Annotated in this window: 21 protein-coding genes and 1 pseudogene; 12 read left to right on the plus strand and 10 right to left on the minus strand. The window is 42.8% G+C overall.

Features of this window, described 5'->3' with window-relative positions; all coding sequences use genetic code 11:
* On the plus strand, positions 1–1500 hold a 1500-nt coding region (gene ahpF / locus J502_RS12195), incomplete at its 5' end, for an alkyl hydroperoxide reductase subunit F (protein WP_034684287.1).
* A 211-nt stretch (positions 1501–1711) separates the two neighbouring features.
* Here ahpF and J502_RS12200 read toward each other — a convergent pair.
* The 3 genes from J502_RS12200 to J502_RS12210 form a co-directional block, all read right to left on the minus strand.
* A complete protein-coding gene (locus J502_RS12200; protein ID WP_034684289.1) occupies positions 1712–1975 on the minus strand; it encodes a YfhL family 4Fe-4S dicluster ferredoxin in 264 nt (87 codons plus the stop codon).
* 1 nt (position 1976) lies between these two features.
* Positions 1977–3371, minus strand: a complete 1395-nt coding sequence (gene trhP / locus J502_RS12205; RefSeq protein ID WP_034684290.1) for a prephenate-dependent tRNA uridine(34) hydroxylase TrhP — start codon at positions 3369–3371, stop codon at positions 1977–1979.
* 210 nt (positions 3372–3581) lie between these two features.
* Entirely contained in the window at positions 3582–4361 is a 780-nt protein-coding gene (locus J502_RS12210; protein ID WP_005019549.1) for a ferredoxin--NADP reductase, read from the minus strand.
* 101 nt (positions 4362–4462) lie between these two features.
* On the opposite strand from J502_RS12210, the gene tsaA reads away from it, so the two are divergent.
* Complete coding sequence (tsaA, locus tag J502_RS12215) at positions 4463–5164, plus strand: tRNA (N6-threonylcarbamoyladenosine(37)-N6)-methyltransferase TrmO (protein WP_034684292.1); 702 nt, start codon at positions 4463–4465, stop codon at positions 5162–5164.
* Between the two features lie 2 nt (positions 5165–5166).
* Here tsaA and J502_RS12220 read toward each other — a convergent pair whose 3' ends face one another.
* Positions 5167–6111: a GGDEF domain-containing protein gene (locus J502_RS12220; protein ID WP_034684294.1), complete on the minus strand. Its 945-nt coding sequence runs from the start codon at positions 6109–6111 to the stop codon at positions 5167–5169.
* A gap of 308 nt (positions 6112–6419) precedes the next feature.
* Between J502_RS12220 and tfpB the strand changes: the two are divergent.
* From tfpB to J502_RS12240, 4 genes and pseudogenes are all read left to right on the plus strand, one after another.
* Positions 6420–8176 (plus strand): annotated as a pseudogene (tfpB, locus tag J502_RS12225) (type IV pilus assembly ATPase TfpB).
* A 93-nt stretch (positions 8177–8269) separates the two neighbouring features.
* Positions 8270–8629 (plus strand): NirD/YgiW/YdeI family stress tolerance protein, encoded by a 360-nt coding sequence (locus tag J502_RS12230; protein ID WP_005406488.1) that lies wholly within the window; start codon positions 8270–8272, stop codon positions 8627–8629.
* A 154-nt stretch (positions 8630–8783) separates the two neighbouring features.
* A complete protein-coding gene (locus tag J502_RS12235) occupies positions 8784–9443 on the plus strand; it encodes a response regulator transcription factor (protein WP_005019561.1) in 660 nt (219 codons plus the stop codon).
* Positions 9444–10790 carry an ATP-binding protein gene (locus J502_RS12240; protein ID WP_034684296.1) on the plus strand — a complete coding sequence of 449 codons (1347 nt, stop codon included), beginning with the start codon at positions 9444–9446 and terminating at the stop codon, positions 10788–10790. It abuts the gene before it with no gap.
* A gap of 65 nt (positions 10791–10855) precedes the next feature.
* Here the strand turns inward: J502_RS12240 and hemP are convergent, their stop codons facing one another.
* Positions 10856–11026: a hemin uptake protein HemP gene (gene hemP / locus J502_RS12245; protein ID WP_005019570.1), complete on the minus strand. Its 171-nt coding sequence runs from the start codon at positions 11024–11026 to the stop codon at positions 10856–10858.
* A 137-nt stretch (positions 11027–11163) separates the two neighbouring features.
* Between hemP and J502_RS12250 the strand changes: the two genes are divergently transcribed.
* The gene (locus J502_RS12250; protein WP_034684297.1) at positions 11164–12063 is read left to right on the plus strand and encodes an NUDIX domain-containing protein; all 900 of its coding nucleotides are present in this window, start codon (positions 11164–11166) and stop codon (positions 12061–12063) included.
* A 31-nt stretch (positions 12064–12094) separates the two neighbouring features.
* On the opposite strand, the gene J502_RS12255 is transcribed toward J502_RS12250, so the two are convergent.
* Together J502_RS12255 and mrcB are read right to left on the minus strand one after the other, a co-directional pair.
* A complete protein-coding gene (locus J502_RS12255; protein WP_034680388.1) occupies positions 12095–12649 on the minus strand; it encodes a tetratricopeptide repeat protein in 555 nt (184 codons plus the stop codon).
* Positions 12650–12667: 18 nt separating this feature from the next.
* The gene (gene mrcB / locus J502_RS12260; RefSeq protein ID WP_034680390.1) at positions 12668–15070 is read right to left on the minus strand and encodes a penicillin-binding protein 1B; all 2403 of its coding nucleotides are present in this window, start codon (positions 15068–15070) and stop codon (positions 12668–12670) included.
* Between the two features lie 191 nt (positions 15071–15261).
* Between mrcB and J502_RS12265 the strand changes: the two genes are divergently transcribed.
* A complete protein-coding gene (locus tag J502_RS12265; RefSeq protein ID WP_005019578.1) occupies positions 15262–16167 on the plus strand; it encodes an NAD(+) kinase in 906 nt (301 codons plus the stop codon).
* A gap of 2 nt (positions 16168–16169) precedes the next feature.
* Positions 16170–16442 (plus strand): YeaC family protein, encoded by a 273-nt coding sequence (locus J502_RS12270; protein ID WP_005019580.1) that lies wholly within the window; start codon positions 16170–16172, stop codon positions 16440–16442.
* Positions 16443–16539: 97 nt separating this feature from the next.
* Here J502_RS12270 and J502_RS12275 read toward each other — a convergent pair whose 3' ends face one another.
* Both J502_RS12275 and J502_RS12280 read right to left on the minus strand, forming a co-directional pair.
* Positions 16540–16881, minus strand: a complete 342-nt coding sequence (locus J502_RS12275) for a DUF2004 domain-containing protein (protein ID WP_005406314.1) — start codon at positions 16879–16881, stop codon at positions 16540–16542.
* A 99-nt stretch (positions 16882–16980) separates the two neighbouring features.
* Entirely contained in the window at positions 16981–17982 is a 1002-nt protein-coding gene (locus J502_RS12280; RefSeq protein ID WP_034680393.1) for a glycosyl transferase family protein, read from the minus strand.
* Between the two features lie 430 nt (positions 17983–18412).
* Here J502_RS12280 and J502_RS12285 point away from each other — a divergent pair, with 430 nt between their 5' ends.
* A complete protein-coding gene (locus tag J502_RS12285; protein ID WP_034680396.1) occupies positions 18413–19756 on the plus strand; it encodes a dicarboxylate/amino acid:cation symporter in 1344 nt (447 codons plus the stop codon).
* Positions 19757–19906: 150 nt separating this feature from the next.
* A complete protein-coding gene (locus J502_RS12290) occupies positions 19907–21046 on the plus strand; it encodes an acyl-CoA dehydrogenase family protein (protein WP_005406244.1) in 1140 nt (379 codons plus the stop codon).
* A 54-nt stretch (positions 21047–21100) separates the two neighbouring features.
* Here J502_RS12290 and J502_RS12295 read toward each other — a convergent pair whose 3' ends face one another.
* A complete protein-coding gene (locus tag J502_RS12295; protein ID WP_034684300.1) occupies positions 21101–22819 on the minus strand; it encodes a long-chain-fatty-acid--CoA ligase in 1719 nt (572 codons plus the stop codon).
* 548 nt (positions 22820–23367) lie between these two features.
* On the opposite strand from J502_RS12295, the gene pheA reads away from it, so the two are divergent.
* On the plus strand, positions 23368–24477 hold the full coding sequence (gene pheA, locus J502_RS12300; RefSeq protein ID WP_034684303.1) for a prephenate dehydratase: 1110 nt from the start codon (positions 23368–23370) through the stop codon (positions 24475–24477).
* Positions 24478–24615: the final 138 nt, after the last annotated feature.

The following is a 24615-nucleotide window of genomic DNA, read 5'->3' on the forward strand; positions in this document are numbered from 1 at the left end:
CTGGTTGCCTCTTTAGATGGCTCTGACAAGTCAGATAAAATTAAAGAGCTGGTCAATGAAATTGCCGCCCTGTCTGATCAGGTGACTGCACGCCTTGATGGCCAGCACAGCCGCCGCCCAAGCTTTGGTGTGGCCAAAGTGGGCGAGCAGCCCCGGGTATTCTTTGCCGGCCTGCCGATGGGGCATGAGTTCACCTCGCTGATTCTGGCCCTGTTGCAGGTTTCCGGATACGCTCCCAAAGTCTCTGACGAGGTACTGGCACAGATTAAAGCGCTCAACCTGACTGCTGACTTTGAAGTATTCGTGTCACTGAGCTGTCATAACTGTCCGGATGTGGTGCAGGCCCTCAACCTGATTGCCATCTATAACCCGGGCACCACTGCCACTATGATTGACGGGGCCTTCTTTCAGGAAGAAGTCGAACAGCGCAAGATCATGGCGGTTCCAATGCTGTTCCAGAACAGCCAGCACATCGGTCAGGGACGTATGACCCTGGAAGAGATTATTGCCAAGCTGGACAGCGGTGCGGCGGCCAAAGATGCAGAGAAACTTAATGCCAAGGCAGCCTTTGATGTCCTGGTGATTGGTGGTGGTCCGGCCGGGAATACTGCTGCCATCTATGCAGCGCGTAAAGGTATCCGTACCGGGATCGTGGCTGAACGCTTCGGTGGACAGGTGATGGACACCATGGATATTGAAAACTTTACCTCGGTCACCAAAACCCAGGGGCCAAAGTTTGCTGCGGCCATGGAAGAGCATGTGCGTGAGTATGAAGTCGACATCATGAACCTGCAGAAAGTTGCCAGCATTAAAGGTGCAGAAGAAACGGTCAGTGGTCTGGTTGAAGTGACTCTGGACAATGGCGCCCGACTGGAATCTAAAACAGTGATTCTCTCTACCGGTGCACGCTGGAGACAGATGAATGTACCGGGCGAGCAGGAATATGCGACCCGTGGTGTTGCCTACTGCCCGCACTGTGACGGTCCGCTGTTCAAGGGCAAACGGGTGGCAGTGATTGGTGGCGGTAACTCCGGGGTTGAGGCAGCGATTGATCTGGCCGGTATTGTTGAGCATGTGACCCTGCTTGAGTTTGCTGATACTTTACGTGCAGATCAGGTATTGCAGGACAAGCTGGCGAGCCTGCCGAACACGACAGTAATCAAGTCTGCGTTGACTACCGAGGTGGTGGGAGACGGCTCACAGGTGACTGCGCTGCGTTATCAGGACCGGGTATCTGGAGAGGACAGGGAAATTGAACTGGCGGGTATCTTTGTACAGATTGGTCTGCTGCCGAACACTGACTTTCTGAAAGGGTCAGAAGTCGAGCTGAGTAACCGCGGTGAGATTGTGGTGAACGAGCGTAACGAGACCAACGTAAAAGGTGTATTTGCGGCGGGGGATTGTACAACGGTACCGTACAAGCAGATCATCATTGCTACAGGTGAAGGTGCAAAAGCGTCGCTCTCTGCTTTTGATTACATTATCCGCTCCGGTCAGTAACCAGATAAACTGAGGGACTCCAGTTTCTCAGCTTGATAATTTTATTTATGTTTTACCTCTTTACGGAATCTGGTCTCGCTAACAGCCAGGTTCCTTTTTTATATTCAATACATTAAGAATAAAAACAGAAAAGCCAAAATGCCCCCCACACTTTGGCTTTTATCTGTTGTATAGCTTTGGCTATAAATCTCTATTTTTAGTATTTAGGGTTTTATTCGTTTTGCTTTTTAAACAGGTTCAGATATTTAAATTTTTCCAAAAGCTGTTCCTGAGTTTCTATATATTGAGGATTAGGCTCGATACAATCAATTGGACAGACAGCCATACAGGTTTCCTGTTCATAAAATCCTACACATTCAGTACAGCGTTCTGCATCAATTTCATAGATTTTTATACCCTCATAAATAGCATCGTTCGGGCATTCTGGTAGACACATATCACAGTTAATACATTGCTGCGTAATATGAAGAGCCATATTATTCTGCTGTATATGCTAATGAGGCGGCAGAGATATCTACAGCCGAGTTTGGAAGATTACGAATGAGCAGGGCATATTGTATATCGACTTCTGCTGGTATAGGAATCTCGACAATATGTCCTGAACCTTTAGCCTCCATAATCAGGTTCCCATTTTTATCTTTTATTTCAGCCAGAGTAAAAGTGATATTACCTCGCGTAGTCATCAACTCTAAAGAATCGCCCACCGTAAAACGGTTTTTTACATCAATCTGGATGTAATCACCATTACGCTCCAAAACTTCACCACAGAACTGCTGATGATCGAAGCGAGATGAGCCAGTGGTATAATTTTGATATTCACTATGTACATGTCGACGCAGAAAGCCTTCAGTATATCCCCGGTTGGCCAGACCTTCTAACTGTGTAAATAGTGATGTATCAAAAGGTCGACCTGCCAGTGCATCATCAATCGCTTTGCGATAGATCTGGGCAGTGCGTGCACAGTAAAAATAAGATTTAGTACGACCTTCGATCTTGAGAGAATGTACACCCATTTTAGTTAGCCGTTCTACATGCTGTACCGCACGCAAATCTTTCGAGTTCATAAAGTAGGTGCCATGTTCATCTTCTTCTGCTGCAAACATATCTTCTTCATTGCGCTGTAACAGTACGGGCTCTTTAATCTGTTGCTGGCCAAGCATATGTTGCTGGTCTACTTCAGTCTTGTTACAGCAACCTTTAGGCAGATCTTGTAGAGCAATTATGTCACCTGTTTCATCTTCAATAGCATTATAAATTTTATACTCCCAGCGACAGGCATTGGTACATGCACCCTGGTTTGCATCACGCTTATTCATATAACCAGACAGCAGGCAGCGGCCTGAATAAGCCATACACAGGGCACCATGTACAAAAACCTCAATTTCCATATCGGGTACGTTTTGTTTGATTTCTTCTATTTCTTCAAGAGAAAGTTCACGTGATAAAATCACGCGCGTAAGCCCCATGGTTTTCCAGAATTTAACAGTCGCCCAGTTTACTGCATTAGCCTGCACAGAGAGATGAATGGGTATATCAGGAAAATGTTCACGTGCCATCATGATGAGGCCCGGATCGGACATAATGAGTGCATCCGGGTTCATGGCAACTACAGGTGTCAGATCACGTATAAAATTTTTAAGCTTGCTATTATGTGGCTGAATATTCACGACTACATAAAACTTTTTGCCTAACTGATGTGCCTCTTCAATACCTGTTTTTAGGTTGTCATGATCAAATTCGTTGTTACGAACACGCAGACTGTAACGTGGTTGACCTGCATAGACTGCATCTGCGCCATAGGCAAAAGCATAACGCATATTTTTAATTGAGCCGGCAGGAGAGAGAAGTTCAGTAACGTAAGAGAGAGTCATGGCAATAAAGCAAAAGGCATAAATAAAATATGGCTTTATTGTATGGATTTGAAAAAAGGATTCAACCCAGTAAAACAGTTGGGATTTTTAGAATTATCAGGTTAAGAAAGCTTCTGATTTAAGTCTGGCGAATGAAATCTTAAATTTTAGTAGAAAGTTTTTTTATAATAAAAACCGGGCATTATCGCCCGGTTTTTTATTTAACTCATCTTATTTTTCAACAAAAGCCCGTTCAATAACGTAATCGCCCATTTCACCCATACGCGGCGATTCCTTCAGGCCATGCTGATCTAGCAAACCGGCAACATCACGCAGAAAGTGCGGACTGCCGCATAGCATTGCACGGTCATCTTCACGATTAAATGCGGGCAGATTTAAATCTTCAAAAATTTTCCCAGATTCGATCAGAGCGGTTAAACGGCCTTGAGTTTTGAACTCTTCACGAGTTACAGTCGGGTAGTACACCAGTTTATCTTGAATACCTAAGTCCTGGAAAAACTCATTATTTGGTAATTCATCTAAAATCAGGTCCTGATAAGCCAGTTCAGAAATGTAACGTGTACCATGTACAACAATAACTTTCTCAAAGCGTTCATAAGTTTCAGGATCACGAATAACAGACAGGAAGGGAGCTAGGCCAGTTCCTGAGGAAAGTAGCCATAGATTTTTGCCTGGCAGCAGATCATCAAGTACCAGTGTACCTGTCGGCTTGCGTGAGACCAGAATCTCATCACCCACCTGAACTTTCTGCAAAATTGAAGTAAGTGGACCATCTTGTACTTTAATCGAGAAAAATTCCAGTTCTTCTTCATAGTTTGCACTGGCGATAGAATAAGCTCGCATTAATGGCTTGCCATTGACTTCAAGTCCAATCATCACAAACTGCCCATTTTTAAAACGTAGACTCGGATCACGAGTTGTTTTAAAACTAAATAGTGTGTCATTCCAGTGGTGAACGTGAGTAATCTTTTCGACGTTAAACGCAGCCATTAAAGGTCTCAATTATCTATCAAATTAAACAGCTTGCTATTCTAATCTAAAAACATTCTCGATAAACTGAATATATTTAATTGTGTTTATAAGCAAAAGTGATGAAGCCTACTGTATCACTCCCTATTATCGGGTATATGAAATCTCCCTATCAGGAAAAGTTTGGAATACCGCGCCAGCCCAATCTGGTTCAGATTGAATCCTATATTGATATGTTACCTCCCTATAATGATCTGCTGGCATTTGCAGGTATTGAGGCGTTTAGCCATCTATGGCTGGTATGGCAGTTCCATGACAATAAATCTCAGGACCAGACTGATAAGTTTAGGCCTCAAGTGCGTCCACCACGTCTAGGGGGTAATAAAAAGCTTGGGGTGTTTGCAACCCGAAGTATGTACCGTCCAGCGCCAGTGGGCCTGTCAGTGGTACAGCTTAAAGAAGTAAAAAAAGTGGGCAAAGCACTGCGAGTTTATGTTACCGGAAGCGATCTGCTTGATGGCACCCCTGTTCTCGATATCAAACCCTATATTCACTATTCAGATGCTATTCCCCATGCACAGAGCGGTTATGCACAGGAAGAGCCACTTCGCAAAGAAGTAAGCTGGACGGAAGAGGCTTTAATAAAACAGCAAGTGCTTGAGCTGAGCGATCAACTTATTCAGGAGTTAAATGATGTTTTATCATTTGATCCACGTCCGGCTTATCAGGAAGATCCTGAACGTATTTATAAGATGAAGTTTGCTTGTCTTGATATTAGCTTTAGCGTACAGGCAGAGCAGATTATTATTATTGACCTTGTCTAAAATTAGTTCAGATTGGATTTGATACGGCGTTTATGTTCAAACATCTTCTGATCGGCTTCTGTGACAGCAGTCAATAAGCCTTTAGAGGGATGCCGCATAACATAGCCGACAGCGGCACTAACGCCACCTTCTTCCAGTGCTTTTAACATCCGCTGCAATAGAAGTTCTGCGCCTGCCTGGTTGTTCTCAATACTGAGAATACCAAATTCATCACCGCCAAGCCGAGCAACAATATCATTGCTACGGGCATTATTCTTTAATATCTCAGCAGCCTGTCGAATAAAACGGTCTCCTGCTACATGCCCCAGGTTGTCATTTACTTCTTTTAGACCGTTCAGATCAATGATAAAGACCGCAGCAGGATGTCCATGCCGTTTACAGCGTTCTTCTTCTGCATTGACCAGCCGGTCCCATGCCCGACGGTTATATAAACCGGTCAGTACATCACTTAAAGCTTCAACCTGTAGACGCTCATACTGGCGGATCTGCTCATTTTCACGTAGTTCAACCTGTAAAATCCGACTAAGCAGCCCACCGAAAACTTCAATCAGGTCAGCATCATGGATAATTGAATCAGGTTTGGGGTAAGGATCAATGGCACAGAGTGTACCAAACAGACTGCCATCTTCATTAAGCAACGGCTGGCCAATATAAGCTCTGATACTGACTTGCTTGGCAATAGGCGCCGCTGCATATAAGGGAATATCTTCAGAGCGGGGTACAATTTTAGGAGCATCACCAGTAACCATATGTGCACAAAAAGAATCTGCCCAGCGAAAGACCTGACCAGGCCGGATGTCATAACCCGTCGTTTCACTTTGTAAAACAATCCAGTTATCACTTTCCACCCGTGTTATCATCCATAAACTGAAGCCGAAGCGTTTATGCAAATAACTTAATACGGCTTTACCGGCTTCCTGAAAACTTCCGAAATTCGCATTGCTCATCCATTGAACCTATAGTGTAAATACCTGGCGAAGAGTTAGTTATTCATTTAATTTAAAGTATTTTATTTAATTAAAAAACTGGTATTAATGATTTTAAAATAATCTAAGTATAATAATAATTGAAGTTTAAGGCAGAAGTGATAATATTTTGTCTTACAAGATTAACACTTTACTTCTAAAAGCTTTTTATATCTTTAAAAAATAATATTTTTTATATTAACTATAAACAATCTATTAATTTTATATAGCCCTGTACTGCATCAGAAAATAACTCTGTTATAGTATTTAAGGATGCAGGGGATATAATAGTGAAGTTTAATTTTGAAATAGATACGGTCTGGTGCCTGGACCATTTACAAAAAGACGGCCGGATTACCGAGCGCGACAAACATTTGGTTCAGACCACCCAGCGGCAAAAACAGCATTTTAAATGGCATCCCCTGCAATGGATTGCAAATTTTAATCTCAAAGATCAACAGCATCCATTGTTATCCCTGACATTAACTCGCTTATGCCAATGGCTGGCCGAAAAAGCTGAAATTCCTTTCTATGTTATTGATACTTTAAAAGCAGATGTAACTGCACTACTGGAATCATGTCGCAGGAATTTGCTGTTAAAAATCATATTTTAGCAGTAGAGGTTCAGGCAGATCAGGTATTGATTGGTACAGACCAGCCTTTTATGACTGAATGGATTACTAATCTTGAACGAAGCTTAAAGCCTAAAAAAATCCAGCAAGTGCTCCTTAACCCTGAACAGTTGCAGCGGTATCTAGTGGAATACTATCAGGTTAGCCGCGCGGTCAGCTCTTCTCAGAAAAGCAGCACACACGATCGTACTAATAAAGGCGTAGAGGCACTCTTACAACTGGGTGATACTCAGAATCCTGATGCTAATGACCAGCATATTGTAAAATTGGTGGACTGGATTTTACAGTTTGCATTTGAGCAGGGAGCCAGTGATATTCATCTGGAACCACGTAAAGATAACGGCAAAATCCGCTTTCGGATAGATGGGGTATTGCATACGATTTACAACATGCCGGCCAGTACACTGACGGCAGTAATTTCCCGGTTAAAAATTTTGGGGCGTCTGAATGTTGCTGAAAAGCGCAAACCGCAAGATGGCCGTCTGAAAACGCGTACACCTAAAGGCCAAGAAACGGAACTGCGCTTATCGACCTTACCTACGGCGTTTGGGGAAAAACTGGTTATGCGGATTTTTGACCCTGAAGTCTTGGTCCGTAGCTTTCAGCAATTGGGTTTTGAAGGGCGTCTGCTTAATGCATGGCAGGAAATGACTCAGCATAGTCACGGTATTATACTGGTGACTGGACCGACCGGTTCAGGGAAAACCACAACGCTATATTCTTCCCTCAAACAGCTGGCAACCGAACAGGTTAATGTCTGTACCATAGAAGACCCGATCGAGATGCTGGAGCCAAGCTTTAACCAGATGCAGGTTAATCATGGAATTGACCTGGGTTTCGCAGACGGGGTACGTGCCCTGATGCGACAAGACCCTGATATTATAATGGTTGGTGAAATCCGAGATCAGGATACAGCCAATATGGCAATTCAGGCAGCCTTAACTGGACATCTGGTTTTGTCAACTTTGCATACCAATGATGCGCCTTCTAGCTTAACCCGTTTACATGATCTCGGTGTGCAGCCTTTTTTGACTTCAGCCACAATCTTAGGCGTATTGGCTCAGCGTTTGGTTCGTACCTTATGCCCTCACTGTAAAGAAAAGGGGCAAATTAATGAACATCAATGGGAACATTTAACTTTTGACTATATTATGGAAGTTCCAGATACAGTTTATCAGGCAGTGGGCTGTGAAGTCTGTCGTAATACGGGTTATAAAGGCCGAATAGGTCTTTATGAGTTTATGCCAGTAAGTCTGGCACTCAAACAGCAGATCAGTCTTGATGCATCGCTCGATCAGATTCGTCAGCAGGCCAAAAAAGAAGGGGTGGAGCCATTGCGTATTGCAGGCGCCCGGAAGGTAATTGCAGGCTTAACCACACTCGAGGAAGTATTACGGGTAGTGCCTTTAAATTAATAAAATAATTTTTGTTTTCTTAAGATTCAATTCATCTTCAGCTGTTTTAATACTCTTATTCGATAATGAGTAAATAAACGAGGTAAAGTGCGTATGAATATAGCGAAACTGGCTTTGTTAACAGGTGCTCTAAGTATTGGTGGCGTGGCTATGGCAAATACTGCCGTGAATCATGCAGCAATCAAAACGGCCCAGGTTACTACGGTAAAACAGGCACTGACCGCAAAAGATGATACCCGTGTGCAATTACGTGGTCAGGTGGTAAAAGCCTTAGGCGATGAGAAATATCAATTCCGTGACCGGACTGGCACAATTACTACCGATATTGATGATGAATTATGGCAAGGTAAACCTATTTCTCCAACTACAACCGTAACATTGACCGGCGAAGTTGATATCGACTATAAACCGACTAAACGTGTAGAAATTGATGTAGATTCAGTGAAATTTTAAAGTTTTTAAGCTGTAGTTGTTTCGTGTTTTGTTAATCCTCCTTAGAAACCACATTACTTGCCATTTTAGTAATGTGGTTTTTTTATTGGGCTTTGAATATTTCAACTTTTCAGGGCACTATCAAGATACATAAAAACAGAGATATAAAATAAGGATGAGAATTTTACTGGTTGAAGATGATACCTCTCAAGGTGAAAGTATAAAGACCTGGCTGGAACTGGACGGTTATAGTGTAGATTGGGTAGAGCGGGGAGATTATGCGATGACTGCTCTTAAACAGCACGACTATGAATGTATTTTGCTCGACCGGGGGTTGCCTTATGCCAGTGGTGATGAAATTTTAAAGACCCTGCGACAACATCAGGCCCAGACTCCTGTTATTTTTCTGACAGCCCGTGACAGTATCAGTGACCGGGTAGAAGGTTTAGACCTCGGTGCCAATGATTATCTGGTCAAGCCATTTAGCCTGGAAGAACTTTCAGCACGTATACGTAGCCAGATGAGAAACCTGCAAGCGGGACAAAGCCAGACATTGATATGGAATAATATTTGTCTGGATCCGAAAGCGAAAACCGTACAGCAGGAGGGCGAAAGCCGTGACCTGACAGCCAGAGAATTCCAGATTTTGTATAAGTTGATGCAACATCCGAATCATGTGGTGACACGTGAACAGCTGGAAGAGTCGATTTACGCTTGGGGGGATGAAGTCGAAAGTAACGCCATTGAAGTCTATATTTATCAATTACGCAAAAAGTTAGGTAGCCAAACAATCAGGACTATTCGTGGTTTAGGTTACCGTATGGGCGAAGCCTGAATGAATACAAAGCCAGATTCTTTACAGTCTCAACTCATCCGTACTACTATGCTGGGCAGTATTTTGGCGGGACTGCTGGCCTTTTTGCTGTTGATTGGTATTGCTGTTTATCATGCCATGCAGGTTCATGACGAGATTATGGACGAACTCGCAGATACATTGTTGGTTTCTGATTTGTCTGCGAATTCGGGACAGCTTGACGAACTGAGTAATGAATTTGATATTCAGTATCAACTAAACTGGCAAGGGCGTACGCTGGCCCATTCTACCCACTTACAGCAACAGCTTTTTAACGACCTGCCACAAGATTTTGGACTGGTCTGGAAAAATGGTCACTTGTGGCGTAGCTATGCGGCGCAGACTAATGATAAACAGTTGAAGGCTGAACTGATCCAGCCCTTGGCTGTTCGTTTTAAGGATATTATCAGAAGTATTCTGATTTACGCTGTTGTATTGTTGCTGGTGTGGCTGGTTCAATGGCTATGGAGTCATTTTGGTATACAGCGGCAGCTGCGGTCCTTAAAAAAGCTCAGTCGAACGATTGCCCAGAAGTCACCATCCGATTTACAACCTATTGAACAACAGCCGTTGGTACAGGAGATTGAACCTGTTATAAATTCGCTGAATCAGTTATTGAGCCGGCTGGATCGAGCATTGACTGCCGAGCAACGCTTCACAGCCGATGCATCCCATGAATTGCGTTCACCCTTATCTGCAATTGCCATGCGTTTACAGGTTTTAAAACGTAAATATAGCCATATTCCTGAACTTGTTCCTGACTTGTTAGCTATTCAGAATGATGTTACCCGTAGTACCCGGGTGTTGGAAAATTTGTTATTACTGGCCAGACTTGACCCTGCTGCACATCAGCAGATGCCTGGTAGTCTGCTACAGCTCCAGCCACTTATTGATGAGGTTGTATGCTCACTGGAACTTTTTGCACAGGAGCGTCAAGTAAGTATTCATCAAATAGCTGCATTACCACACGCAGAAATATATGGAAATCAGGAACTCTTATTTACCTGTATCCGTAACCTGATTGATAATGCAATCCGCTATGCACCTGAACACGGTGCGGTTTATATCACCTTAAAAGACGAGCAGCATCACTACCGGTTAATAATTGAAGATAACGGAGCAGGGGTAGATTCAAATACTTTAGAGCGTTTAGGCGAGCGTTTCTTTCGTGGATTAGGTACACGAACATCAGGCTCAGGTCTAGGCCTGTCTATAGCGCGAAAAATTATGGAACTACATAGAGGCTATATCGAATTTACCCCTTCAGACTATGGTGGTTTAAAGGTTACCTTATTATTTTTAAAAGCTCATCAGATAGAATACAAATAAAAAAACAGTATGGGAGAGCCATACTGCCTGTTTCCACGTTTATTATTTTTTGAAGCTGTAAATAGTTATTTGGTTAGAATTAAACGATTGTTGCGAGTCAGACGTAAGCGGTACTCTTCACCCGCATGCATAATACGGATTTCACGCCCGAGTGCAAAAAGATTGCTGGATTGTAACATTGGCAGAGAAGTGCTGGCTTGAGTCTGGCGTGCAAATAGGTTGAATGGTGCGTTCATTTGTTATAGCTCCGTGGTGTGCGAGAATTCAAATAAATGATAATCATTATCGAATGAGTCTGTCAAATAGAATTTTAAGAATTTATAAACTTCTTATTTTTGCTTACACTAAGTAAAAGCTTATCTCGGATTATTCAATGTCTAAGCCTATCGTGCATGTTGCTGTCGCTTTATTGTTTCATCGTTCAAAAGTATTGGTTGGCTGGCGAGAAGCTAAGCAGCACCAAGGTAACAAGTATGAGTTTCCAGGTGGAAAAGTTGAAGGGAATGAAACTCCTGAAGAAACCTGTCGGCGTGAAATTTATGAAGAAGTCGGGGTTGGCTTGAGTGACTGGCATCCTTTTAGCCTGATCTGTCATGAATATGACGATATTACAGTACATTTGCATCTGTTCTTTGCACATGTACCAGAGGAGATGTTAAACCAGATTCAGAAACCATGGGCTTGGTACACACGTGAACAATTACAAACACTTGATTTTCCAGCTGCTAATCAGCCAGTGATTGAGCGGTTATATTGGCCACATTCAATCAGGATTGGTACAGCACTTTCAGCGATAGAGCAATTAGCTCAAGATATGCTCTTTTACTGGCGGCCTGAACAGGCTGAAATTGATAAAAATTGGCTTTTGGAATATAGCATTCAGCAACTAAATAAATTAATAGTGCCTTATCAAGTCTGGCGGTCTCTTAATGTTGAACAGCAACATCACATCGCTGCTGTACATTTAAAACAGTCTGAACAGATGTCTCTGAAAAAAGGCGAACTATGTATTGGGATTCGTTATATTGCTGCCTGCCATGATGCTGCTTCAGTACAGCATGCTGTTCAAATCGGGTGCGAGGCTGTACTTATTAGCCCTGTACAGGCTACTCCGACTCATCCAGAAGCACCAGCATTAGGCTGGGATGCATTTGCAGAACTTGCTCATCAGGCCGATGTGCCCGTTTTTGCTCTAGGCGGATTGTCTAGAGAGGATCTGGAGTGTGCCCGGCAGTACGGCGCCTATGGTATTGCCGGAATCCGTCATATTTAAGTAAAGAAACCAGTTTAAACAGGTCAAGAAGCTAGAATGTATTCAAAGCTGTTTTGGCTTCTTGAATGCTTTTACTGTTTTTCTGAGATTGAGCCGCTTTTAAGATATTTAACCAGAGCTGCTTTTTCATTGCATTACTCTGTGCATAGCTTAAGCCCCGGCGAGCCAGTGCTTCCGCATTAGCTGGCTTGTTTTGTCTATTAGCAATCATTGAAAGATACAAGAAGGTTTCAGCGGACTGAGGGGCCAGTCTTTGTGCCTGCAATGCATAGCTTTCAGCCTGAGACCATTGGCCCTGTTTATAAGCAGTTTGTGTCTGCAGCATCATTTTCCGGAATACAGGAAGTTCACGACCATCCTTGAACTGCTGTTGAACCTTTTGCTCAGGCACCACTATTTGCACCTTCTGGCGTTTAATTTCTTCCGGTTCATACGGAGTAATTTTTACGCCCGAAGGTGTAGCCTGCACTTCAGGAACAGGTCTTGGTGCCGGTTTCTGTTCTTCAGGCTGAGGTAGAGGCGCCGTCTGACAGCCAGCCACTCCAAGCAATGCTAAGGCAAATATGCCAGGTTTTATATGATTCACAAATTTTCTCTATAGCATTTAATTTTCATAACTTCCGCTTGAGATGATTCGGCCTTCAGAAGACGGTAACGTCTGTTCCATTTCAGTCTCGCTTTCACGGATATAGTTTTCGATACTATCTTCTTCAGGCGCAGATGCGTCGTTATGTTCGGTATCAGGTGTGTAAACTGGTTCGACCTGATAATGTGAAAGGCCACAGGCAGTAGCTCGGCGTGGTACTGTATGACGCAGTATAGGAATGTACATGGCACCTTCACAGCCCTGAGCAGATAAATAACCGGTAGCGCGGTCAATCCAGTGCCACTGTACATTATCAGTCTGGCGCAGATTGACCGGTTCCTGTTTCAACTGTTTCATTACATTAATCCATACCGGCAATGCACCTGTAGAACCAGTAAGGCCCGTTACCTTGTTATTGTCTAGCCCTAGCCATACTACTGCCAGATGATTGCCTGAATAGCCTGCAAACCATGAGTCACGTGTGTCATTGGTGGTACCTGATTTACCGGCCAGTTTAAGGCTGGCTGGAAAACTGTTATATGCAGAACGCCCAGTACCAATGTTCATGACCTGCTGCAGGCCATAGTTTAGAATATAGGCACTCGACGGGTCGATGGTCTGCTGTACATCCAGTCCGTAACGGTCCAATAGCCGGCCATCTGCATCTACTACTGTACGTATGGCACGTGGTGGATATTTGAAACCACCAGTCGCGAAGTTTTCATAAATACTCATGACTTCCATTGGCGACATTTCGACAGCGCCCAAGAAAATAGACGGAAAGGCTGGAATGTTTGAAGTCACTCCAAATTTTCTTAACTGATTGGTAAATGTCGAGAGGCCAAATTCCTGACCAAGTCGTACAGCAGACAGATTATAAGAGTTAGCCAGCGCCTGCATCATGCTGACTACACCATATTCACCACCCGCATAATTCTTGGGTGTCCATTCCTTGCTTTTATCTATTGGAATACTGATAGCAGCATCCTGAATCGAACTGGCCCAGGTATAACGCCCTGACTCAATAGCACTCAGATAGATCACCGGTTTTAAAAGTGATCCTACTTGACGTTTGGCATCAAGAGCCCGGTTAAAGCCAGTGAAATCCTGAGTTGAACCAACAGCAGCTATGAGTTCTCCATTCTCCGGATGAGCAATCAGTACTGCACCCTGCAGGTTTTTTAAACGGCCCGGATTACGCTTGGATAAACGTTCTACAGAATTTTTGAAAGCTGTCTGCACACGGGTCTGGGCAATCGGGTCAAGTGTTGTAAAAATACGCAAGCCTCGATTGGTCAGGTCACCATCCTGATATTCGGTACGTAGCTGACGGCGAACGATATCGAGAAAATCTGGAAATTTGGCTGGTCCTAAAGTTGGCTTGCTAATTACATTTAGCGGGCGGGCACTTTCATCTTCATATTCAGCTTCAGTCAGGTAACCCATCACCTGCATGTTTTTTAGTACTACATTGCGGCGTTTCTTAGCCGCTTCAGGATTACGCCACGGGTTATATAAGGAAGGACCCTGTACCAGGCCTACCAGGAAAGCCTGCTGTGAAATATTCAGTTCACGTAAAGGCAGACCAAAATAGAATTGGGAAGCCAGACCGTAACCATTAATTGAATAATTACCATTCTGGCCCAGATTTACTTCATTCAGGTATGCTTCCAGAATTTCATCTTTGTCATAATGAAGTTCGATGAGCATGGCCATCAGGGCTTCATTAATCTTTCGTTTATAGGTTTTTTCAGGTGACAGGTAAAAGTTTTTAACCAACTGCTGGGTCAGAGTAGATCCACCCTGGCGGCGTCCACCAGTCAGGTTGCTGACCAGCGCCCGGGCAATGCCTCGTACTGAAACACCATGATGATGATAGAAGTTCCGATCTTCAGTCGCAATTAAAGCTTCAATGAGCGGTTTTGGTACACGGTTCAGTTTAATCAGAACCCGGTCTTCATTATGCTGCGGATAAATACCGCCAATCAATAAAGGCTCCAGACGGGTAATACCACTTGTAGCGGGTTTGGTTGTGCGCACTTCGCTGATCTTCTGGTCATTAAAAGTTAATTCCAGAATCTGTTCTGGTTCTACGCTATCACCAAAATCAAAGCCCCGGGTATGGACATATAAAGTATTCCCCTGAGATACATATGAACCTGACTTATTATAACTACTTGCCGATTTATAGCCGAGCAGTTTAAGTTCTTGGGCAAAGTCCTGCTGATTGACCGGGGCATTGGTATAGATTTCCAGAGGGCGAGCAAAAACTTTCGCCGGAATATCCCAGCGCTGTCCTTCAAATTTGTCCCGAATAATATTATCTAAGCGGATTAAATATATTCCAAAGGCGACAAAGCCCCCAATAATAAGCACTGAAAAAATGAGTGCAATCAAGCCAATACCACGTTCAAACTTCATAAACGGAAGACATTACCCAAATAAATTTTGCTAATCATGCGAAGCTTTCACCAATTTTGCAATGCTTAAACTGTGAATAAACCCAAATTAGGAACTTGCTCACTTTTACTGTTGCGGTTTTTGAATGTTTTTTTAAAACAACTTTGATAGTGTTATTATAACCAAGAACCGTAAAGGAGTCCGGCGATCTCGTGCAAATAACACATAAGACTTTTCGTAATATTGGCTTATTAGGACGTCCCGATAAATCCTCTGTTGTAGAGACCTTGTGTTTGATTCATGACCACCTGGTGAGTCGCGGTCTGCATCCGGTATTTGATCAGGAAACTGCACAGCTGGTGCCCTATACAGATCCGCAAACAGTCAGTCGGGCACTGCTGGGTGAAATTGTTGATCTGGTTATTGTCGTAGGTGGAGATGGTTCGCTGCTCCACGCAGCACGTGCTCTGGTCCATCACAATACACCAGTAATCGGTGTTAACCGTGGACGTTTAGGTTTTTTGACCGATATAAAACCCTCTGAAGTAATTTTTAAGCTGGATCAGGTGTTGCGTGGAGAATTCCAGCTAGATCGCCGTTTTCTTCTGGAAATGGAAATTCGGTCACAGGGCAATATCATCTATAATGCAATTGCTCTAAACGATATTGTGCTGCATTCAGGCAAGTCAGTTCATATGATCGATTTCGAGATGAATATTGATGGACAGTATGTCTATCGTCAGCATAGTGATGGACTGATTGTTTCTACACCGACTGGTTCTACAGCTTACGCACTCTCAGGTGGTGGCCCGATTGTACATCCGGGAATGGATGCTATTGTATTGGTGCCAATGCATCCCCATACATTATCATCGCGTCCAATTGTTGTGGGCGGACATAGTGAAATTAAACTGGCTATACGTGAAAATCGTGTGATGCCAATGGTGAGTGCCGACGGTCAGAACAGCGTTTCCCTGAACGTCGGAGATTGCCTGCATATCCGTAAATATCCCTTCAAGTTAAATTTGCTGCATCCACCTGGTTATGACTTTTATATGGCATGTCGTACCAAGCTGGGCTGGAATCAGGATTTTGACTCTTTTCATCAACAGGATTGATCATGAATATTGAACAGATGCTTGCCGTTTTAAATCCTGAGATTGTAGAACGTCTGAGAACTGCCGTTGAAATCGGCAAATGGCCAAATGGCGAGCCACTTACTCAGGAGCAACGTGAAACCTGTCTGCAGGCTGTGATTGCCTGGGAGGTTAAACACCTGCCTGAAGAGGAGCGCACTGGTTATATTAACCGTGGCAGCAAAAAAGAAGATGAGCACTGTGACTCACATGAGCCACAACAGGATGAAGAATTTAAACCGATTCGTTTCGTTTAACTTTATATACAGGCAAAGATAATCCAGTCTTTGTACTTAAAAGCTTTTACTGAGGCCTTAGATTTAAGTCAAAGTAAAAGCTTTTTTATTGTAACTTTCAACTTTCCATACAGACATCAATAATGCTGTCCTCTTCAAAAACCACGCATATTACATATTGGCTAATTTCATCTGGCAAAGAAAAGTCCAGATGGTTTTCATAATATGTCATCTCCTCTATGTCTAGCTCATCATCTGGAAGCGTATTACTTTTAAACTCAAGTTTTTCTACAACTTGAATTAAGCTTGGTTGAGCGGTGTGAAAGTATTTTTGCCAGTAAGATGTCTCAATTTCATCAAGATGATGCTGTATGAACTCTAAAATGGCATTATGAAAAGGATGGGTACTATTTATGGCAGCCTGCTGTAATACAGCGCGTGCAGATAGCTCTTTATTCATGTTTTACTCTTTATTGTTATATATAAATTTTTATAAAAATACTCGGGCGTTATGACTTTGACCTACCAGAATTGGTAAGCCAAAATAATTTTTTTACATTTAGGAAGAGTGCCGTGTAGCCCATAGTTCTTTAGCTTTTAACATGGCTTCGTCATAGGTACTACAAACACTCATCGTATATAAAGCAATTCCCATTGTTTCTGTGACAGCTGTTTCACCATATACATGAGTTTGTTTGCCTTCCCAGACTGCTTTAAATTTCTCCAGATTTAACTCTTCTTCAGCAAGGCTGCGTTCTTGTGTCAGTTTGGGCAGTTCATATTCATACAGCTCACTATTTTTAATACCACAAATCAGTGTGCGTGCATCCGGGTTACGCTCAAATTCGCCACCTTCACCCTTGATAACAGCGCTATTCTGGTAGCCTAACCGTGATGCAGTCTGCTGATGAGAACTGCGATAAGCCGGATGGAAAATTGCCTGTAATGTAGCCTTGGCATTAAAGGGATTAATCAGGCGTGCCAATGTATGAATAGGGGAACGCAAGCCCATAACATTTCTGAGCGAGATCAAATCACTTAAGACAGGGGAAATCGCCTCAAGGGGAAGATAGGCAAAATTATGTTGTTCGAGTTCGTATTCAACATCCTGTTCACTTTGACAGATGGAATAGCCTAAGTATTCTAGCACCTGTTCAGTATAGAGCCGGTTAAGGGTATGACCTGATGCGCCATGCATAAATACTTTATAACCCGACTGGGCAAGCGTTAATGCTGCCAGCAGAAACCAGGGATAATGTTTCCGTTTGCCGGCATATGAAGACCAGTCCAGATCAACGGTTAAAGGGGAAAAATTTAGCTGATCACGGGTAGCCTGTACAAAACCTGCCAACTCATCAACAGATTCCTCTTTTACACGTAACAACATCAGAAATGCACCGAGCTGAACATCCAGAACTTCTTGTTTGAGGATCATGCTGAATGCCTGATAGGCTTCTTCATAAGTTAATGACCTCGCACCATTTTTTCCTTTGCCAATAATCCGGACATATTGTGCAAAAGGATGCTCAAGCTCTTTATAAAGATTTTTACGGGTGTTCATTGACAATTTTAATTAGATAATAAGTAAGTTTTTCCACTATGACATAAAACAACAAGGGGTGTAAAACTTTGGTGGGGTTAGACTAATGTCTAATAAGGAATTGTATACAGATTAGCCAGACTTAAAAATAACCATTCCATTATGATATTTCCTTCAAGTAAAATCCGCCTCAGATAGACTTTGTTAAGTTAATTTAATCTTCTCCTGCATTAATAGATTCTACTATTTATAGGTCTGAAGTCTAAGTCATTGATGTTAAGTCCCAAATTCGTTTTTTAAGGCGAATTATTTTCATGCTGAATATTTCCTGTATAGGTAAAAAGTTCTTTACCTTTTTGTTTTTACATGAAATTTCAGGGCTGTGTATTCCTAAGGATAGACCTTGCGCTGGGTATTGACCATGTCCAGAAATATGTAATGAAGAAAAGTTATGGCTAAAAAACCGATTTATAAATCACTTTATTTTCAAGTGATTATTGCGATTATCGCAGGTGTTCTTGTGGGGCATTACTTCCCGAGTACTACTGTCCTCATGAATGGTGTTGAGCAGCAGGTACCAGGTTTGGGCGAACAGCTTAAGCCATTAGGTGATGGCTTTATTCGTTTAATTAAAATGATTATTGCGCCTGTGATTTTCTGTACTGTGGTAAGTGGTATCGCAGGTATGGAAAGTATGAAGTCAGTGGGTAAGACCGGTGGTGTTGCCTTACTTTACTTCGAAATTGTCTCGACAATTGCCCTGCTGATTGGTCTGCTGGTAATTAATATTGCCAAGCCTGGCGTAGGTATGAATGTTGATCCGGCAACTCTGGACACTGCGGGTATTCAGAAATATGTCGCTTCGGGTGAGTCGCAATCTACAGTCGATTTTCTGCTGCATATTATTCCTGAGACTGTAGTTGGAGCATTTGCAAATGGCGAAATTCTTCAGGTATTACTCTTTGCTATCCTGTTTGGTTTTGCCTTGCACAAGCTTGGTGATGCCGGTAAGCCAGTACTTAAGTTTATTGATCAAGTCTCGCATGTGTTCTTTAACATTGTAAACATGATCATGAAGCTGGCTCCGATTGGTGCTTTCGGTGCAATGGCTTTTACTATTGGTAAATATGGTGTAGGTTCACTGGTTCAGCTTGGTCAGCTTATTCTCTGTTTCTATATTACCTGTCTGCTGTTTATTTTTATCGTGCTAGGAACCATTGCACGCATTAGCGGTTTCAGTATTCTTAAAATGATCCGCCTGATCCGTGAGGAGCTTCTGATTGTACTAGGTACATCTTCTTCCGAGTCAGTTTTACCGCGTATGCTGAAGAAACTGGAAATTGCGGGTTGTGAGAAGTCTGTAGTGGGTCTGGTTATTCCAACGGGTTATTCATTTAATCTGGACGGTACTTCAATTTACCTGACTATGGCCGCGATCTTTATTGCACAGGCGACCAATACCCAGCTGGATGTAACTCATCAAATTACCTTGCTGCTGGTTCTGCTGATTTCATCTAAAGGTGCAGCAGGGGTAACCGGTTCGGGCTTTATTGTTATGGCAGCAACCCTGTCTGCTGTAGGTCATATTCCTGTCGCTGGTCTGGCACTCATTCTGGGTATCGACCGTTTCATGTCTGAAGCGCGTGCCTTGACTAACCTGGTGGGTAATTCACTGGCAACTATTGTAGTTGCCAAATGGGTAGGCCAGCTAGACAAAGACAAGCTGAATGAAGCTCTGGCTAAACCGGGTGAGGTAGACCGTCAGATGCTTGAGCAGAAAGCAGGACATATTTAAAAATATTTGAACAAAAAGGAAGCTTCGGCTTCCTTTTTTTTAGCTTTATGAACAGCAATAAAAACTCATCAGGTCATGACATCTTTTCGGAAAATAACTAGCATGAGTAAAACAGAAGCTGACTAACAAACTGATAAAAGGAAATAAGATATGCAGCATGATGCCGATCTGGAATTATTCCGTGATAACTTTAGACGTTTTATGAAAGAGCATATTGCGCCCCATTATGAACAGTGGGAGCGTGATGGAATCATGCCACGGCATGTCTGGAACCTGTTAGGTGAAAATGGCTTTCTCTGTGTAGATGTACCTGAAGAATATGGCGGCTATGGCGTGCCTACCTATTATTCACTGATGCTGGTAGAAGAGTCAGCCCGGGCTGGTTATAGTTCATTATCGACAGGTATATCCTGTCATTCAGAAATTGCTGCTCCTTATATTCTGAATATTGGTAGTGAGGAACAGAAGCAGTACTGGTTACCTAAAATGGTGAGTGGTGAAGTGGTGGGTGCAATTGGCATGACTGAACCGGGGGCTGGTTCTGATTTGCAGTCAATGCGAACCAACGCAATTTTGCAAGATGACTGCTATATATTAAATGGTTCCAAAACCTTTATTTCTAATGGGCAGCATGCAGATCTGGTGGTACTGGCTGCTAAAACCGATCCACAAGCCCGTGCTAAAGGTGTTTCGCTTTTACTGCTTGATACCCATCTGGATGGTTTTAAGAAAGGAACCAATCTGGACAAGATCGGTTTGCATTCACAAGATACCTCAGAGATGTTCTTCGATAATATTAAAGTACCCCAAAACCAGTTACTTGGTCAGCCGGGGCAAGGCTTTGCTTATCTGATGCAGGAGTTGCCGCGCGAGCGTACTGCGATAGCTGCTACTGCTCTGGGTGCTATACGGGGCAGTATTGATGTAACTACAGCTTATGTTCAGGAGCGCCAAGCTTTCGGTCAGCCGATCGCTCAATTCCAGAATACCCGCTTTGTACTGGCACAGGCCAAGATTGATGAATTGGCTACAGCTGCATTTTATGAGCGAAATGTAGAGCTCTATCAGCAGGGCCAGCTCGATGTTGCTACAGCTGCCGCTTTAAAAAGTTTTAGTACCGATATGCAGATGAAAGTTGCTGACAACTTGCTTCAGCTGTTTGGTGGTTATGGCTATATGTCCGAATATCCGATTTCACGTTTCTTTGTAGATGCCAGAATCCAGCGGATTTATGGTGGTACCAATGAAATCATGAAAGAGATCGTGGCGCGTAGCCTGCTTGGAAAATAAAGATAAGATAAAAAAGCCTGCTTCCGCAGGCTTTTCTATTTTAATGGCGTGAAATTAAGCACTCTGCAATTGCTGTTGTAAATTACGAAGCTCGGCCCGAAGGATTTTACCTACCGTTGACTTGGGTAATTCAGGTAAAATTTCTATCACTTTTGGAACTTTGTAGGCGGTAAGATGCTCTTTGCAGTGCGCCAGTATTTCATCAGTGGATAGAGACGGATTACGTGTAGCGATATAAGCTTTCACAGCTTCGCCAGTCTGTACATCTGGCACCCCAATAACCGCCACTTCAATAATGTCCGGATGCTCGGCAATGACTGCTTCGATTTCATTTGGATAAACATTAAAACCTGAAACCAGTACCATATCTTTTTTACGGTCCAGAATATAACAGAAGCCATCTTCATCGAGCTGGGCAATATCACCTGTATGTAGCCAGCCCTCTACAAAGGTGTCAGCACTTTCTTCCGGCCTGTTGAGATAGCCCTGCACAATATGCGGACCTTTTACACAGAGTTCGCCCGCACTACCGAGAGGAACTTCATTTCCCTGAACATCTACAATTTTAATTTCAGAACCAGGTAATGGAAAACCGACAGAACCTTGACGAATTATGCTAATTGGAGGATGCAGCATGGCTGCGCAACTGGTTTCAGTCATGCCAAACCCTTCAATAATATTACCTATTTTAGCTTTCCAGTGTTCAGCTGTAGCTGGTCTTAGTGCTGTTCCGCCAGAAATGGCACAAGTGAGCTCTGGCGGATTTTGCACAAACCAGTCTTCAGCCAGTAATCCTGCATATAATGTATCAACTCCGGTCAGCCAGGTAATCTTAAACTGTTCAAATGCCGGCCTTAAATTGCTGACAGGACGCGGTGAAGGAACCAGAATATTATGCGATCCGCCTTCAAAGAACATCAGAAAATTAACACTGAATGCAAAAATATGATAAAGCGGAATAGCAGTCAGAATACTGTCTTGCTGATTAAAAGCTGAATTGTGCGCACGCAAATAATCTCCGGTCATGCGTACTAAGGACAGTAAATTCTGATGCGTTATAATCGCACCTTTACTGCGACCTGTTGTACCGCCTGTATATTGATACAGCGCGATTGCGGTCGTTTTTGATTGCAATTCAGGTAGCTGTTCTGCTTTTTTAAAAACTTGTGAAAAAGAACAGTAGTCAATGCTTGGTATTAGCGAACGTCCCTGAGCTTCGGCATCTGTTTCTATTTTTTTAGCAATCAGCGCCTGATACGGTGCATCAAAAAAGTCAGTTAAACTCGCTGTAACCAGCGCAAGAGATTTTAGATCATTATTTTTCGCAATTACTTTTTCAAAAGTAGCTAAGAACATGTCTGAAACTATTAAAGCTTTTGCCTGACTGTCGGTGAGCTGATACTCCAGTTCGCGTGCGGTATAAAGCGGGTTGATATTGGTAATAATAAGGCCAGCTTTCCAGCAGGCAAAAACTGCAATTGGATAATGCAGACAATTTGGCATCTGCAAGCCCACGACATCACCTGGTTGTAGTTGAAGCTCATGCTGGAAGTAACGTGCCAGCAAGTCAGAATAATACTGAATCTGCTTGAAACTTAATGTCTTTGTGAGGCCCGTAGGCAGAACCAGACTAAATGCAGCCGCATCTGAAAAATCATGCACTGCTTTATCAAACAGCTCACTTAAATTTTGTGGAATGGATGTGGAATCAAACTGGTAGTCCTGCAGGCTGGCTGGCAAGTTCTTTTTCCATGGGCGTTGTGCATAAATCATTTATTATTCCTTTTAATTGTTGATTCAGTCTGTACCTGACCTGTTATTAAAATTATAGGACTATCAAACTTTCACAATGATTAAATCTGCCAATACAAAGGCATCCTATTAAATAGAAGTAACTTGATTTTTGAATAGGTCAAATACTCAATATAAGAGACTCAAATTGAGAAAAATGAAATAAAATACAGATATTTGCTTATAAAAATAAAAAATTCAAGTATTGATACTCGACAGTTAGGCTGAAATATTAAAATAAGTTAAGTGGCAAAATACATCAACCGATAACTTTTCTTTGAAGTAACTTGTATAAGTTGATGGAATTAAATTGAAAGCCAATACACATTACATATCTGTTTTCCAAATCATCCACAGTTCTTTTTATAAAAAGAGCCAGAGTATTAAGGCTAAGAGAATTTAACGAGGTGTTCCAAAGTAGCAACTGGCTGTTTTTGCATCTATTTCAATCAAAGTCAGATTGCGCAACATTTAAAAGCTAACTATTGTTATACTAATTTGTATACATGTTTTCCAAGGGCAATATAACAATGGGTCATGATGATCAGAAAAATTCATCCTCTTTCAATCTGGAACAGATCCGTAATGAAATCGACTCTGTTGACCAGCAATTACAAGAGCTGATTAACCGCCGTGCCAGCCTGGCCGAAGCGGTTGCAGAAGCAAAGTTTGCTGCTGAAGAAAACCCGTTGTTTTATCGCCCTGAACGTGAAGCACAAGTCTTGCGTAAAGTTATGGAACGCAATGATGGACCTTTATCAGACGTAACCATGGCGCGCTTGTTTCGTGAAATCATGTCTGCCTGTCTCGCTCTTGAAGCACCACAAAGCATTGCTTTTTTAGGGCCGGAAGGTACCTATACCCATTCTGCCGTACTGAAACATTTTGGACAGGATGCCTTGGTTCGTCCAATTGCAACGATTGATGAAGTCTTTCGCGAGGTAGAAGCAGGTAGTGCCCATTATGGTGTAGTACCTGTTGAGAACTCGTCTGAAGGTGTGGTAAACCATACATTGGATTGTTTTAGAGGTTCAAGCCTCAATGTGATTGGCGAAGTAGAGCTTCGTATCCATCATCAGTTTCTGGTATCTGAAAATACCCGTAAAGACAGTATCAAACAAATCTATGCTCACCAGCAAACACTGGCACAGTGTCGTCACTGGCTGGATGCACACTATCCGGGCGTTGAGCGGGTAGCGCTGAACTCGAATGCAGAAGCTGCACGTCGTATTCGTAACGAATGGCATTCAGCTGCAATTGCTTCTGATATTGCGGCCAGTTTGTATAACCTTGAAATTATGCACAGCAATATTGAGGATAATCCTGAAAATACTACGCGTTTTCTGGTAATTGGTCGTGAGAAGATTCCACAAAGCGGTAATGATAAAACTTCATTATTGATTTCTGCTCATGACCGTGCGGGTGCCTTGCTGGAAATTTTGGCTCCATTTGCCAAGCACAACATCAGCCTGACCAGTATTGAAACCCGTCCTGCATTGCCAGAAAAATGGGCTTATGTGTTCTTTATCGATCTGGAAGGCCATATCGAGCAGGAAAATGTTGCGGCAGCAATCGAAGAAATCCGTCCAATGGTTAAAGAACTGCGTGTACTGGGTTCTTATCCTGTTGCTGTACTATAAAGCTGAGACCTGTTAGATCATGGCAGTAGTAGTTTTTATATTACTGCCATAAACCAAAAGTTCAGAGAGTGATAAATAAATGGATAAAAATTGAGAAGCTATTTTTATCCGAAAAAATTTGAAACTCTTCCCGATACT

It is taken from the genome of Acinetobacter sp. 1294596, from assembly GCF_000582925.1.
GTDB classification, from domain to species: domain Bacteria; phylum Pseudomonadota; class Gammaproteobacteria; order Pseudomonadales; family Moraxellaceae; genus Acinetobacter; species Acinetobacter radioresistens.

Excerpts from the sequence above, each read along its gene's own strand:
- J502_RS12200 (WP_034684289.1), bottom strand. The coding sequence starts at position 1,975 with ATGGCTCTTCATATTACGCAGCAATGTATTAACTGTGATATGTGTCTA.
- trhP (WP_034684290.1), bottom strand. The coding sequence starts at position 3,371 with ATGACTCTCTCTTACGTTACTGAACTTCTCTCTCCTGCCGGCTCAATT.
- J502_RS12210 (WP_005019549.1), bottom strand. The coding sequence starts at position 4,361 with ATGGCTGCGTTTAACGTCGAAAAGATTACTCACGTTCACCACTGGAAT.
- tsaA (WP_034684292.1), top strand. The coding sequence starts at position 4,463 with ATGAAGCCTACTGTATCACTCCCTATTATCGGGTATATGAAATCTCCC.
- J502_RS12220 (WP_034684294.1), bottom strand. The coding sequence starts at position 6,111 with ATGAGCAATGCGAATTTCGGAAGTTTTCAGGAAGCCGGTAAAGCCGTA.
- J502_RS12230 (WP_005406488.1), top strand. The coding sequence starts at position 8,270 with ATGAATATAGCGAAACTGGCTTTGTTAACAGGTGCTCTAAGTATTGGT.
- J502_RS12235 (WP_005019561.1), top strand. The coding sequence starts at position 8,784 with ATGAGAATTTTACTGGTTGAAGATGATACCTCTCAAGGTGAAAGTATA.
- J502_RS12240 (WP_034684296.1), top strand. The coding sequence starts at position 9,444 with ATGAATACAAAGCCAGATTCTTTACAGTCTCAACTCATCCGTACTACT.
- hemP (WP_005019570.1), bottom strand. The coding sequence starts at position 11,026 with ATGAACGCACCATTCAACCTATTTGCACGCCAGACTCAAGCCAGCACT.
- J502_RS12250 (WP_034684297.1), top strand. The coding sequence starts at position 11,164 with ATGTCTAAGCCTATCGTGCATGTTGCTGTCGCTTTATTGTTTCATCGT.
- mrcB (WP_034680390.1), bottom strand. The coding sequence starts at position 15,070 with ATGAAGTTTGAACGTGGTATTGGCTTGATTGCACTCATTTTTTCAGTG.
- J502_RS12270 (WP_005019580.1), top strand. The coding sequence starts at position 16,170 with ATGAATATTGAACAGATGCTTGCCGTTTTAAATCCTGAGATTGTAGAA.
- J502_RS12275 (WP_005406314.1), bottom strand. The coding sequence starts at position 16,881 with ATGAATAAAGAGCTATCTGCACGCGCTGTATTACAGCAGGCTGCCATA.
- J502_RS12280 (WP_034680393.1), bottom strand. The coding sequence starts at position 17,982 with ATGAACACCCGTAAAAATCTTTATAAAGAGCTTGAGCATCCTTTTGCA.
- J502_RS12285 (WP_034680396.1), top strand. The coding sequence starts at position 18,413 with ATGGCTAAAAAACCGATTTATAAATCACTTTATTTTCAAGTGATTATT.
- J502_RS12290 (WP_005406244.1), top strand. The coding sequence starts at position 19,907 with ATGCAGCATGATGCCGATCTGGAATTATTCCGTGATAACTTTAGACGT.
- J502_RS12295 (WP_034684300.1), bottom strand. The coding sequence starts at position 22,819 with ATGATTTATGCACAACGCCCATGGAAAAAGAACTTGCCAGCCAGCCTG.
- pheA (WP_034684303.1), top strand. The coding sequence starts at position 23,368 with ATGGGTCATGATGATCAGAAAAATTCATCCTCTTTCAATCTGGAACAG.